The following is a 14,021-nucleotide window of genomic DNA, read 5'->3' as shown; positions in this document are numbered from 1 at the left end:
TTAGGGGAATTCTATGTTTAGTGATAAACTTGGCTACGATCCTGCTAGCCCAGACAGCATAGAAGAATATGCGAAAAAACTAGAGGACAATACGTTTATAGACGTAATAAAATCCAAAGGAATTGAAGAGCAGGCTGCAGTTCAGGCTTATGCCAATAAACTTCGTAAAGGCGGATTAGGTATTCTTCTTGAAGAAGTATATTTTGGGTACAAAGCTAATTCCAAGCAAGAAGCTGATTTTCCAAAAGCTGGTGTTGAATTAAAAACAACTCCATACGAGATTACTAAAAAAGGAGAACTAAGGGCCGGAGAACGCGTAGTTATTACAAATATTAGTTATGATGGTCCAGTTGAAGTTGATTTTTATAAGTCACATGCATGGCTAAAAATGCGGCATATATTGCTAATTTATTATTGGCGAAATAAATTATTGGAAAATAGACTTCTGTATCCAATTAAGTATGTTAGATTATTTACTCCGCCAGAGGATGACTTAGAGATTATTAAGCGAGATTATAACTATATCACTGACTTGATACAGCAAGGGCGCGCCCATGAGCTTTCGGAAGCAGATACAATGTACCTTGGTGCGTGTACTAAAGGTGCTAATGCAGAAAAGAGTACAGTTCCTCAGTTTTATGGTGATAAGACACCAGCAAGAAAGAGAGCATTCTGTTTTAAGAACTCTTACATTACATATGTGCTGAATCACTATATTGCTGGTGATTCAAGCGATAATTCTATTTTGAAAGATGCTTCTGTTTTGAAGGAGAAGTCTTTTGAAGATATTCTTACAGATATTGTTAGCGAATATGTTGGTAAGTCTGATAAGGAATTATGCGAGAAGTTTGGCCGGGAATATAACAATAATAAAGCGCAATGGAATGATTTGGCGTGCAAGATGCTTGGAATCAGGGATGAGCATGCTGATGAGTTTGAAAAGGCCAATATTAAAGTTAAAACTATTCGTGTAGAAGAGAACAACAAGATTGTTGAGAATATGTCTTTCCCACCATTTAAATTTATGGATTTGGTGGATGAAGAATATGATGAGTCCACTTTGCATGATTACTTTGATGAGACACGACTATTTTTTTTCGTATGGAAGAGAGATGGAGATGTTTATCGCGTAAAGGGATGTATGCTTTGGAATATGCCGTTCCATGATTTGGATGTTGTAGTGCGCCAAGAGTGGGAGCAGTACAGACGTATCATTCGATACGGAGTAGAGTTTACCAAGCATATTGATTCAAAGGGGAAGATAAGTTTTTCAAATAATCTTCCGAACAAAAGTGAGACAGAGATTATTCACGTTCGCCCTCATGCTACAAAGGCTGCATATCGATTTAACAATGGAGACGAATATGGAAATGTAAATCGAGACGCAAATGTCTTACCAAATGGTGAATATATGACTACCCAAAGTTTTTGGATAAATAATTCATATATTTTAAAACAGATAAAAGATTTGGTACGAGATTGAAAAAATGATCTAGACATAAAGTGAAAAATGATGTAATATTATTTCTAGAAAAACAAACGATCGTTCACACATTTGTTCGATCAGGGTATTAAAGGGAGAGAACAGTGAAGAAATCAGTATGTGAACTCTTTGCAGGAGTAGGCGGTTTTAGATGCGGCCTCAATAATATTAATTCTATAGAGGATTTGAATCGCCCAGAAAAGTGGGAAACAGTTTGGTTCAGTCAGTGGGAACCAGCTGATAAGAAGACACAATGGGCACATTCTTGTTATGTAAATAGATTTGGTGATTGCAAGGATTTAAATGGCAATTATACAACTAACGATGATATAAACACAGTTGATAAGAATACAGTTCCAAGTCATAGTTTATTAGTGGGAGGTTTTCCTTGCCAAGACTATTCTGTAGCGTCATCATTAGCTACTTCTAAAGGCCTTGAGGGTAAGAAAGGTGTACTCTGGTGGGATATTAGAGATATGCTTGAGGCAAAGAAAGCACCTTTTGTTTTACTTGAGAATGTTGATCGATTATTAAAGAGCCCAGCAAAACAACGTGGTAGGGATTTTGGTATTATTCTTGCTTGTTTTAGGGATTTAGGATATACAGTTGAGTGGCGAGTTATTAATGCCGCTGAGTATGGTTATCAGCAGAGACGTAGAAGAACATTTATTTTTGCTTACAAAAATAGCACAGAGTATGCAGCACAGATTAAGCATGCAATAAAATATAACAGCATGTTTGGTGAAGAGATTAAGCGTCATAACATGGTTCATCTTATAGAGCAGGAAGGATTCTTTGCAAAGTGCTTCCCAGTAGATGCTACTGATGGAAAGAAGATTAAGTCAGGAACACTTCCAATGGGAATTGGTGAGCTTTCCGATTCATTTACATTTGATTTTGAAAACTCTGGTGTAATGAAAGATGGAGTTATATATACGTTAAAAACATTTCCTAAGTACGATGGAAAACAGATTACTTTAGGAGACATCATGGAAGATGGAGAGATTGATAAGTCTTTCTTCATTCCAGAAGATAAGCTTTACTATACTAGCCCTGATATACATCACAGTGACGAAACAAGAATGCAACTTGAGCCAGAGCAACGAAAGACTTGGCAGTATATTAAAGGTGCTAAGAAGATTAATCGTAAGGCTGCTAATGGACATGAGTACGTATTCTCCGAAGGCGCTGTACCTATGATAGATGAATACGATAAGCCTGCTAGAACTATGCTTACATCTGAGGGAGGTTTCAGTAGAACTACTCATATTGTAAGAGATAAGCAGACCGGTGCCATTAGATTACTTACACCCGTTGAAATGGAGCGAATCCAAGGCTTTCCATCAAACTGGACAGAAGAGTGTCTCGTACATGGTGAAAAGGTTGAAATGCCATTAACAAAGCGTAGATTTATGATGGGAAATGCGCTTGTGGTAAATCTTATAAAGCAGATGGAGCCATTGTTAGATGAGATTATTTCTTGTGAGCCAGAGATAGAGTTGCAATATAATATTGCCGAAGGAATAGAGCTTGAAAAAGAAACAATTTAATTATTTGAAAGATTAGCGATTGTAGTTTTTTACAGTCGCTTTTTTGTTATTTAATTATCGCATATACGTATTGAATGAAAAGCTTGGATTATAGTAAAATTATAGTAGATTAGTGCAGTTAGCATAGGAGGAGAATGATGGGAACGAGAAGACAAAAAAACGATAAAAGGAAAATAGAATTTGATGATAATCGTGATAGAATAATCAAAAATGTACAAGATTATTTGGAAGCAATTGAAGATATAAATGATAGATTTAGAAAAGAAGATGAAAACGGTATAGTTGTATATAGAGGCGAGCCTGTAACATATCCTACTTTTGCCATGCCAGGGATTTTTCGAGAGCCTTATTTAAAAAAAGACCCATATTTTGAAAGAAATCTCCTTGAAGAATTAAAGGCCAATAAGTTGACTAGTGGAGAGAGTTATCTTGAAATTGCTATAGATTCTCAACACGGAGGATTTCCGAGTAGATTGTTAGATGTATCATATAATTGCTTGGTAGCGTTATATTTCGCTGTAGTTTCTACCCCACAAAAACGAGATGAAGAGAGAAAGAAAGATGGCAGGGTTTTAATATATAAATTAAATAAAGCCTATTGTCCTAAAGCGACTAATGTTAAAGAAAATTATAAAACGATTTTGGATAATCCTACAGATATTAGAAATTCGGGCGTTTTTTCAGTTAATCATAAATTAGTTGATCATATAAAATTGAATAGCAGAATAATTGCTCAACAAGGTGCATTGATATATTTTCAGGGCCTTACCTGCGAACCTATTCCTGAATATATGTATGAAAAGCTGACTATCGATAGAAATAGTAAAACTACAATTGAAAAACAGTTGGAACAATATTTTGGCATTAATACTAGTTTTATATATCCAGAAATTGAACATGCTGTTGATAAATTTAAAGATAAAGCTATACGAATAGAGTCTATGGAATATACGCTTGATAATGAAATTGATTTATCAATTAGAAGTATGAAAAAAATAATTGATTTTAAGTTAAAAAAGTTAGAAGAGGGGGCAATGGATATTGATGAGCAAGTGAAAATAATTCAAGCTGTTGAAGATTCAATTAAATCTTTCAAATACGATATAGAAGAATGTATATATGATTTAAATAAAAATGAAGGCATAAATGAGAATAAGAACTTTATAAAAATGCTGGAAAAAGCTATTGGGGAAGTTGTTTCTTATTACAGCAATCATCCTAATATTTTTATTCTGGACAATAATATTGAAATAGATGATTCCGAACTAAAAAATTTAACTGATTTAAGTGAGTATAGGGGGTAATGATGATTAATTATTTTGATCAAATAACAAAGGTTCTAAAAAGCAGAGACGAAGATTTTACTTTGTCTGAAGAAACAGAAAAACAAATTAAAGAATTGGTGAAGGAATTAAATGTTAAAGATGAAAAAAAAGGAGGTATTATTTGGGCTGGTTTATACGGACTAAATGACAATACTCTTTTTATTAATAGTAAAAACATTGAAAAAAAGATTGGTACAAGGAAAGTAAGTGCTGAGCTAAAAAAAATGATACAAAGTGTTTTGAAATCTAAAACAGACGATGAAAAAGACACATTAAATAATTTATATTTAAAAGATTGCCTAATATATATTTTTGTATCATCTATTAAAGAGAAGATTAGAATAAAATCCCTAGTTGCCAGTTCATTAAATGTTAGATATATATTTGTTCCGGATAAACAGATTGACAATAAAGAATATACAATAACAATTGATAATAGAAATAATACATTGCGTAAGTCAACAAAACACATAGGTGAAAAATCATATATGACAAGTGAAGTGTTTGTTGCTAGATTATATGATTTAATACAATTGTATAATGGTACAGGTGACAAGTTATTTGATAGTAACGTACGATTGGGCCTATCTAGCGATACAAATGGAGTTGCACCTGCAATGATTGAAACATTAAAAAAAGAACCACAGAACTTCTGGTTTTATAATAACGGTATAACAATTATTGCAGATAGGATTTCTCTAATAAAAAGAGATAGTATTACTTTGAGAAATACTAATTATTATTCAGTAATTAATGGGGCTCAAACTATAACAACTTGCGCGGAATATTTTTTAAAAGAGATTTCGAAAGAACGAGTAACATCTAATGGAGATACGGAAGATAATCCAGATTATTTAGAATGGCAAAAGGCCGTAGATAATGCTTATGTATTATTAAGGGTGATTAGTGCAAGGACTAAATTAGAAAAAGAAAAAGAAGAAGAAAAAGAAGATAAAGAAGAAAAATATATAAGAAATGAATTAGCAGAAGAAAAAGTAAGTGTTTCATTGAACAGACAAAAACCTATTGACGGTGAAGATTTGGCATATGTAACTGATTATGTAAAAACAATTAATGGATTACGTGAAAATGCGATATTTAAAGATAAACTGTATTCTAGATTAGCTTTCAGTATAGCGAGAAAAGGTGATGATTTGCTTGAGACTAGAGCCTATTCACTAGGAACTATTGGAAAGATAATTTACGCCACAAAATTTCAAAAACCAGGATCAGCTAAGAATCAAGATATTCCAAAGCTAACTAGAATGGATAAAGGAAAGCTTATAAATACAAATATTTTTGTTGATATTGATGATGAAGCTAGTGAGGATAAGATTAAATCTACATTTCTAGAAAACTACGGAATGGTAAATTTTAGCCGTGATATACTAAAGAAGTGGGATAAAAATGCAAAACACTATTTAGAGAGTTTTGAGTCAGAAAAAAATATTGATAATAACGGCGAATATAAAAAGTATGGAAATGTATTACGTAGGGGCAAGGTGTCAGCCTCACATGGTAATTATTTATTTTTAGCATTTGTAACATGGAGCTTGTTTTCAAACGAAGATTTTGTTGATGTGAATACCACAATACACCCAATAGTAGTTCCTAATATTATAAAGCTAAATGAAGCAATGAATAGTGATATTGATTCATACATATTCAAACTTTTAGAGGTATACTTTGATTTAATAGAAAGCTATTTAAAAAAATCTGATGAAACATTGACTGAAAAAGATTTTAAAAGTGATGTTTTATATACAGATATTGATAACCTACAAGATGAAGAATTAAATGGGTATAGAGATAGAATACGTAGGGCTGTTTTTGACAGTGATGTGGCAACTGACGATGAGGATGGTGACACACCAGAGTTTTTACTTGATTTACCGCAGACTCTTGTTGACATGACAAAACAGATTAACGCCGAACTTGTGAAAAAGACTAACCCCAATAATAAGGGAAAGCTGTTCTAAAAGTAGATATATTGGTCAGCGCACGGAGGTTTTATGAACATACAAATTTTTGGCACTAAGAAGTGCAACGATACAAAGAAAGCAGAGCGCTTTTTCAAAGAGCGTGGCATCAAGTATCAGTTTATCGACATGAAAGTAAAAGGCATGAGTAAGGGGGAGCTTACATCTGTTGCTTCTACTAATGGTGGTATCGTAAATATGGTTAACGTAAATGCGAAGGACCAGGATGCTGTTGCTTTGTTTCAGCATATTGCTGATGAGGACAAGTTGGAGAAGCTTCTTGAATCACAGCAGATTATCAAGACTCCAGTTGTAAAAAATGCAAAACAGTCTACACTTGGTTATCAGCCTGATGTGTGGAAGAAGTGGGAGTAGAACTACTATAAATGTATTGAAAAAGAGACTTAAAATGTCATGAGTAGGGGGGAATATAAAATGTGGGAGATGGATTACGATGCGGCAGCATCACATTGGGAAAGAAGGATGCGGACTCTGTTCATATGGAGCCAGCAGCATTAAAAGAAAAGATTGAAGCTTTTATCGATGCTCATAATACATGTGCGCTGGCTACGTCTTCTAGGGATTGCGTGCGCAACACACCTATTGAATATAACTATGCGGATGGAAACTTTTATTTTTTCTCAGAGGGCGGCTTGAAGTTCAGAGGGCTGAAGGAGAATAAGAATGTGGGCATTGCCATTTTTGAACCTTACGGTGGTTTTGGTCAGCTGAAAAGTTTGCAGGTGCAGGGAGTTGCGTCTATGGTGGAGCCATTTTCTGATGAGTATCTGAAGCTGATGGAGCACAAGAAGATTCCTGTGGAGGTTATGAAGAAAGTGCCTCAGCCTATGAATTTGATTAAGGTTGAGCCATCTTCATTTGATTATCTGGATTCAGAGTTGAAGAAGGATGGGTTCGGGAGTAGGCAGCATTTGGATGTATAGAACTGAATGACTATTTGTACTATTACATAACGATTTAGTCACATCATGATGATATGCTATGTATTATAGGAGGTGCGTAGCTATGAGAGAAAACACTAAGCAATCATCGGACCAATTAAGAGGAATTGCGGGCTTGGTTATGTTAATTGGTATAATAATAGGCTTTGGATTAGGAATACTTGGAATTTTTTCTATTTCAGTTGGTTCTAGTAATACTTTCATGGGAATCGGCGGTGTAGGTTTAATTATTCTTGGTGCTCTTGTTATATTCTGGCATTATGTAGTTTTTGTTATGATCTCGGCATATGCAACTATTGTAGAAAATTCTGATAGGACTGCGGTTGTAGATGCTATTTGGGAAGTTGCTGAGAATCTACAGCAAACTCATAAAATCTAGATAGAAACTATAATTTTATTTTTTAATATTTCGAATAAAAGAAGCAGAGGAGGTTCCTCTGCTTTTTTATTCGAAATATTACTGCCACTGTTAGAGAAAATATTACGGAAAGAAGGGCAGGTTCCATTATTCTGAACGAATATAACGCATTTACGGTTTGGTTATGGTATCAAATAAATGACCCATCATTTGTAAATGCCAATATACTTTATTACGTTTGCTAGCTTAAACAGTTATGATAAAATGTAAATTATCGTAAATACGTAAATAAGTAAATAAGTAAATAAGTAAATAAGGGGGAACCAATGGAATATATATTAAAAATAATTAGATGTGTAGCTTATTCTTTACTGACTATGTGTATCGGACATATATTATATAAATTGGGATTATTGGATCCAATAAAAATTAATTTGATTCCTAATATTTCAATAATTACTGTAGATATTATATTAGTTATTTTAACAGTAATACTAACAATAATTTATTTATGTGTAGAACAACCTAATAGTATTTTTTTAATTATAAAGAGATATAGCGAATATTTTTATATAATTATTGGCGCGCTTGAAATAGTGATGTTGTTTAAAAGCTCAAAATTAGATTTTCTTTGTCAGTTCTTTCCATTAATAGAGGCAACAGTGCTTTATTATCTATTAAATTTAGAAAGTAGTAAATATTATGATTTAAATATAATTGAGAATAATAAGAAAGCTCTTTATGTTGAAAAACCAATTGTTGGAAAGGAATATTTAACGATTCCTCAAAAAAAAGCTTTTAATGAATTGGTTAAGCTTATAGATGAAAGAAAAAGTGAAGATAGCTTTAATATTGGATTAATCGGTCCTTGGGGGTGTGGTAAGTCTAGTATTATTAACTCATTGATAAATGATTTGTCAGATTCGAAACGTGACAATAGATATTTTATCCTGAAAGTTGGTGTATTAGAGTTAAACAATATTAGTAATATTGTTAGTTATATTCAAGGATATATAGAAGATTTATTTTCTCGCTATGAAATATCTTTAATAAATAAAGCACGCTTATTATCATCGTTGTCTTTAGTTCTAGAATCGAAGACATCAGTAAAATTTGGATTTGGATATGAAAGTAAGAACACTTTTCTTGATCTAGAGAAAGAACAAATGGTTCTTGAAAAGCAAATACAGCGATTACTTAAAAAATCTAAAAGAAAAAATATAATTCTGATTGTTGAAGATGCCGATAGAATGGAAAATAAGGACAAGATATTTAAACTTATGGCAGAGTTTTCGGGCATAGAAGGTTTTATAGGAATAATATGTTTGGATAAAAGTAATGATATTTTAATTAGGCCTCGTTATATTCAGCAGGAAGAAGGTACTGATTCTGTAAGCAAGCCAGTTGGTGATGAAAACTTGTATCATGATATTGATAAATTCATACATATACGAGTTCGTGTTGATTCAGATAGTAAAATATATAAAAATGAAGTTCTGACTCGAGAAGTACTTGGTCAATATAAAGATGGGTTTAGAAAAGAAAATGCATATATACAACTATCTCAAAAAAAGGAGGACCAGAGTCTTTTTTCGCTGTTAGGTTCTAATACTGTCGTTAATAACAGTCTAGATAGAAATGAATATGATGTTTTAACGGATATCTTTTTTGCCGTTCTTTCTCATAATACAAAAAAAAATCTGGGGAAATACTTTGATGAACTTGCATATTTATTCATACTAAATACTATTGAAATTCGCAAGTATTTTGGAAAACGACTACAAAAGGATGGAAAACTTAAAAATGATAAAGAGGACCATGGATTTCTGGGCTTTTATGCTATGTATATAAATCCTGAATTTAGTGAGCATTTAGGAATGGATTATCTTAACCGTATAGGTAATATCTCAAATGAGTGTTTTTCAAAGCTGTTAATAATAAGCAAAGCACTTGTAGATTATGCGGATGACTTATTTATAGATGAATCTACAGCTGCAGAATTATGGTTAAAATATATAAATAAGGATAATCAGAACTACAAGTATAGTCCAGATAACGAAATTGCAGAGAGTCAAGTCGGACCTTACTTGGAATTGGTTTTTGATGATAATGAAATAGAACAACTCAGTAAACAAATTAGTAATAAGAATTATACATTAGCATATAATCTAGTAAAAGAAGGTATTGCCAGAAGTTTAAATCTTTTGAGTTTTTCAATGGTACTTCAAGATTTTATTCTTTATGTTAGAGATGTGGCTAATAATTACCGATGTCTAAAAATGCAGTTGAGAGAAGCTGATTTATTACAGTTAAACTATTTAGATTATTTAATGGGGGAATGGGTGCCTAGAAAAGAGATATATGAGTATTTTAATAATCTTGAAGAAAAAGAGCCTATAGTAAAACAAGTAAACTATTCGATTCCCTCTATAAGATCAGTAGTAGACACAATTCTATTTGCAAATTATATCCAGCCGCATATTGATAGTATTCAAACAGATGAGCTTAACGATTGTAGAGCATATTTTATAAATGGAAAAAATAAGGATTACATCGTTGTATCAAAGAAAGAGAAATCTATAGAGGAAAATATATATATTGATATAGACAGTTTAAAGGTTATTAAATCTGAACAAGCTGATGAACAATTAGTGGAACAAAGAAATAATATTGTCTGGGGAAAAAGTGGGAATAAGCAGCATTTTGATGTATAGATTCATGCATGGCATATTTAATAATTCTAGTAGAAGGTAAATGAATAATGTTAAGTAAAATAAAGAAATCATTAAGTAGTATCGACTACAGATTGTTTGTAGCATTATTGTTTATGGGACTGTGTCCAACGTTGTACACGACACTGCGCACATATTTTCTTGGAACATTACCAGGTGAATGGTCGTATTCTATAGCAGGACAGTTGTCATGGATAAACCTGATTTATGAAGTTATTAATGAGGCGATTATATTGCCTCTATACTTCTTTATGGGAAGTGCATTAGCTGACAAGAAAAAGTTTGCAAATCGAATACGCAGTGGGCTGCTTATATCGTTTGGCGTATATGCGATTTGTTCAATTCTAGTAGCTACATTCATCAATCCATTGCTTAATTTTATGGCAGTATCTACAGATATACTTGTAGAATCAGCATCGTATATACGAATTGAATGTGTGGCTAATGTGTTTGGTATTTTATACAGTTTCATGTTGGTGGCACTTGTCGCTATCGGAAAAGATAGGCTGGTGTATATTATGACTTGCGCTAAATTGGTTATGTGTATTGTATTGGATACTATGCTGGTATCGAAGTTGCCTATATCTCTTAAGCTTGGAGTTAACGGAATTGGTATATCAAATTGCGTTAGTAATTTAGTGCTGTTTGTAATCGCAGTTTTGTTAATACAAAGTCAAGGATTTCCAGTATTGTCAAAGGATAAAATCTCTTTTGGATGGATGCGCAATTTCTTTAAGATAGGAGGAATTTCTGGCCTTGAATCTTTTGGAAGGAACATTGCTTATATGCTTATGGTTTCGCGTATGGTGAATATGGTTGGAGAGCAGGGAACCTATTGGGTTGCTAATAATTTCATTTGGGGATGGCTGCTACTTCCAATTACGCAATTGGCCGAGCTTATTAAGCAAGAGACGGCAAAAGATGAGAATGCGGTGAAGGAGAACACACCAGGATATTTCTTTATTACAACGATAACATGCTTACTGTGGATTGTTCTAATCCCAGTCTACAAGCCATTTATGCACTATGTGCTTGGGTTTGATGAAGTTGAAAAGCTATTTGGTTTAGTAATGGTATTGTTGGGATTCTACGTGTTATATGCGTATCAGAATATTTTTGATGCAACTTTCTACGGACGAGGTAAAACAGAATATATGCTGTTAGAGTCCGTAGTGACTAATAGTATATATTATGGTTTATTCTTTGTGTTATTTATTACAGGAGCATGGACACCAACACTTATAGGTATTGCTTTGATGTTTGGCGGCGGAAATGCATTTGATAGTGTTGTGTCATTTCTAGTGTATAGGTATTATAGAAAAAATAGCTGTGATTTTACCTAGAGTTCCATCGGCGAAGCCGATTACAATCCTTCCTTGCTCGCGTCAGCGAGTGGTCTGTGGAGCTCGGGCAGACCTGGCCGCGGAGCGGGCTGCTAGGAATGGTACAATAATAAAAACTAGGACGGATAATATTTTTATGAACATACAAATCTTCGGCACTAAGAAGTGCAACGATACAAAGAAAGCGGAGCGCTTCTTCAAAGAGCGTGGCATCAAGTATCAGTTTATCGATATGCGTGAGAAGGGCATGAGCAAGGGAGAGCTTACATCTGTTGCTTCTGCTAATGGCGGTATCGCAAATATGGTTAACGTAAATGCGAAGGACCAGGATGCTGTTGCTTTGTTCCAGCATATTGCTGATGAGGACAAGTTGGAGAAGCTTCTTGAATCACAGCAGATTATCAAGACTCCGGTTGTGAGAAATGGAAAGCAGTCTACACTTGGCTATCAGCCTGATGTGTGGAAGAAGTGGGAGTAATATGGCAGAAGAAATTTTTGACATCGTGGATGAAAACGGGCAGCCTACAGGCGAAACAGTGACCAGATCACAGGCGCATGCTGAGGGCATTAGACATAGAACAGCACACATATGGGTGGTTCGTGAAAATGGAGATAAGACAGAGGTTCTTTTACAGAAGAGAGCTATGAATAAGGATTCTTTTCCTGGCAGATATGATACTTCATCAGCTGGGCATATCCAGGCTGGGGATGAGCCATTGGAATCTGCTGTTAGAGAATTGTCGGAGGAGCTTGGCATCCAGGCGGATCCAGATGATTTGCATTTTGCAGGAACATTTCCAATTCAATATGAAAAGGAATTCCATGGCAAGCCTTTTAAGGACAATGAAATTGCATTCGTCTATGTCTATGACGAGGAGGTAGGAATCGATAATCTTACCATTCAAAAGGAAGAGCTGGACAGTGTAGAGTGGTTCGACCTAGAGGAAGTGTATCAGGCATGCCAGCCACCAAGGGATGAGAAGTTCTGCGTTCCTATAGGCGGGCTTGAGATAGTTCGTAAATACGTTAAAGCAGATGAGAGAAGGTCTGAAGGCATGGAATCAGGAATGTCTATTGGTATGTGCATCGGTATGGCTGTTGGAGCGGCTATTGGAGCATCTGCCGATAAAATTGGAACCTGGATGTGTGTTGGCATGATATTCGGAATGATGCTTGGAATGGTTATGGGAAATAGGAAAAATAGTGAAGAGGAAAAATAGCTAGAAGAAAGCCACTGGGAAAATAAAATTTGTGCAAAATAGAACTAGTGTTCCGAAAGGATGTTCGGTATAATTAGAACATATTATAGGGTACAGGAGGTAGTATTGTGAAGACCCTACAGGAACTTACATTATTGGACAAATTTTTATTTGATGAAGTGGTGGAGGACAGTGAGGCTTACGAGGCGCTGCTACGCATAATCTTGGGAGATGAGGAGCTTAACCTTCTATCAGAGGCACAGACTGAAAAGGAATTTAGAACAGCCCCCTGGCTTCGCTCCATCAGAGTAGATGTATTTGCAATGGATGACAAGTGCAACATCTACAACACGGAAATGCAAAAAGGGAAGCGAGATGATTTGGTTAAGAGAACCAGGTACTATCAAGCTTTGATTGATTCGTCCCTTTTGACGCCAGGCGAAGTTGATTTTAATAGTATCAATAACACAACCATTATTATGATTATGCCATTTGATTTGTTCGGCTTAGGCAAGTATGTTTACACCTTTGAAAGTGTTTGTATGGAGCATCCAGAATTAAAGCTTGAGGATGGAGCAAAGCGTATTTTTATTAATACTCATGGCACAAATGTTAGCGAAGTTTCACCTGAATTTATTGCGTTGATGAAATTCATTGAATATAATGAAGATGAAGAGAATAATAACATCATGGCCTCATCAAATCTTGAAAAGATTAAGGCGCGAGTCGCGCGGGTGAAGGCCAGCGAGAAAGTAGGTGTTAGGTATATGCAGAAATGGGAAGAGGAAGATCTCATAAGACATGAGGCCTTGGAGCAAGGTCGAGAAGAAGGTCGAGAAGAAGGCCGAGAAGAAGGTATAGAAATAGGTAAAAAGCAAGGTGAAAATCTAGTAATAGTTCGATCTATAAAAAATTTAATGAACAATATGGGCATCACAGCAGAAGAGGCAATGAGCAATCTTGGTATTGCCAGTGCTAATTATGACAAGTATTTAAAAATGCTATAGAAAATACAAATCAGGAGGCACTTCGTTGCCTCCTGATTTTAGGTTTGGTTACAGGGTTTGCTTGGAATGGTACAATTGTACAT

Annotated in this window: 12 protein-coding genes; all 12 read left to right on the top strand. The window is 34.6% G+C overall.

The window, feature by feature from the left end; genetic code table 11:
* Positions 1-13: 13 nt before the first annotated feature.
* The 12 genes from CRN97_RS01675 to CRN97_RS01620 all read left to right on the top strand — a co-directional run bounded on the left by CRN97_RS01675 (position 14) and on the right by CRN97_RS01620 (position 13,938).
* On the top strand, positions 14-1,483 hold the full coding sequence (locus tag CRN97_RS01675) for a Sau3AI family type II restriction endonuclease (protein ID WP_097075609.1): 1,470 nt from the start codon (positions 14-16) through the stop codon (positions 1,481-1,483).
* Between the two features lie 104 nt (positions 1,484-1,587).
* Entirely contained in the window at positions 1,588-3,033 is a 1,446-nt protein-coding gene (gene dcm, locus CRN97_RS01670) for a DNA (cytosine-5-)-methyltransferase (protein ID WP_097075608.1), read from the top strand.
* A 137-nt stretch (positions 3,034-3,170) separates the two neighbouring features.
* A complete protein-coding gene (locus CRN97_RS01665; RefSeq protein ID WP_179670643.1) occupies positions 3,171-4,337 on the top strand; it encodes an FRG domain-containing protein in 1,167 nt (388 codons plus the stop codon).
* 2 nt (positions 4,338-4,339) lie between these two features.
* Positions 4,340-6,337: an AIPR family protein gene (locus CRN97_RS01660; RefSeq protein WP_179670642.1), complete on the top strand. Its 1,998-nt coding sequence runs from the start codon at positions 4,340-4,342 to the stop codon at positions 6,335-6,337.
* Positions 6,338-6,370: 33 nt separating this feature from the next.
* Positions 6,371-6,712 (top strand): arsenate reductase family protein, encoded by a 342-nt coding sequence (locus CRN97_RS01655; protein ID WP_097075605.1) that lies wholly within the window; start codon positions 6,371-6,373, stop codon positions 6,710-6,712.
* Positions 6,713-6,774: 62 nt separating this feature from the next.
* Entirely contained in the window at positions 6,775-7,281 is a 507-nt protein-coding gene (locus tag CRN97_RS01650) for a pyridoxamine 5'-phosphate oxidase family protein (RefSeq protein WP_242961982.1), read from the top strand.
* Between the two features lie 82 nt (positions 7,282-7,363).
* Positions 7,364-7,678, top strand: coding sequence for a hypothetical protein (locus CRN97_RS01645; protein ID WP_097075604.1), 315 nt, complete (start codon positions 7,364-7,366; stop codon positions 7,676-7,678).
* Between the two features lie 305 nt (positions 7,679-7,983).
* Positions 7,984-10,371: a P-loop NTPase fold protein gene (locus CRN97_RS01640; protein ID WP_097075603.1), complete on the top strand. Its 2,388-nt coding sequence runs from the start codon at positions 7,984-7,986 to the stop codon at positions 10,369-10,371.
* Positions 10,372-10,418: 47 nt separating this feature from the next.
* Positions 10,419-11,732 (top strand): MATE family Na+-driven efflux transporter, encoded by a 1,314-nt coding sequence (locus CRN97_RS01635; protein WP_179670641.1) that lies wholly within the window; start codon positions 10,419-10,421, stop codon positions 11,730-11,732.
* Positions 11,733-11,868: 136 nt separating this feature from the next.
* Positions 11,869-12,210 carry an arsenate reductase family protein gene (locus CRN97_RS01630; RefSeq protein ID WP_090393816.1) on the top strand — a complete coding sequence of 114 codons (342 nt, stop codon included), beginning with the start codon at positions 11,869-11,871 and terminating at the stop codon, positions 12,208-12,210.
* A 1-nt stretch (position 12,211) separates the two neighbouring features.
* Positions 12,212-12,952 (top strand): NUDIX hydrolase, encoded by a 741-nt coding sequence (locus tag CRN97_RS01625; RefSeq protein WP_097075602.1) that lies wholly within the window; start codon positions 12,212-12,214, stop codon positions 12,950-12,952.
* Between the two features lie 107 nt (positions 12,953-13,059).
* The gene (locus tag CRN97_RS01620; RefSeq protein WP_179670640.1) at positions 13,060-13,938 is read left to right on the top strand and encodes an Rpn family recombination-promoting nuclease/putative transposase; all 879 of its coding nucleotides are present in this window, start codon (positions 13,060-13,062) and stop codon (positions 13,936-13,938) included.
* Positions 13,939-14,021 lie beyond the last annotated feature (83 nt).

It is taken from the genome of Pseudobutyrivibrio ruminis DSM 9787, from assembly GCF_900218035.1.
In the GTDB taxonomy this organism is placed as follows: Bacteria; Bacillota; Clostridia; order Lachnospirales; family Lachnospiraceae; genus Pseudobutyrivibrio; species Pseudobutyrivibrio ruminis.
The sequence above is the reverse complement of the archived record's forward strand: the minus strand, read 5'-3'. Positions and strand labels throughout refer to the sequence as shown.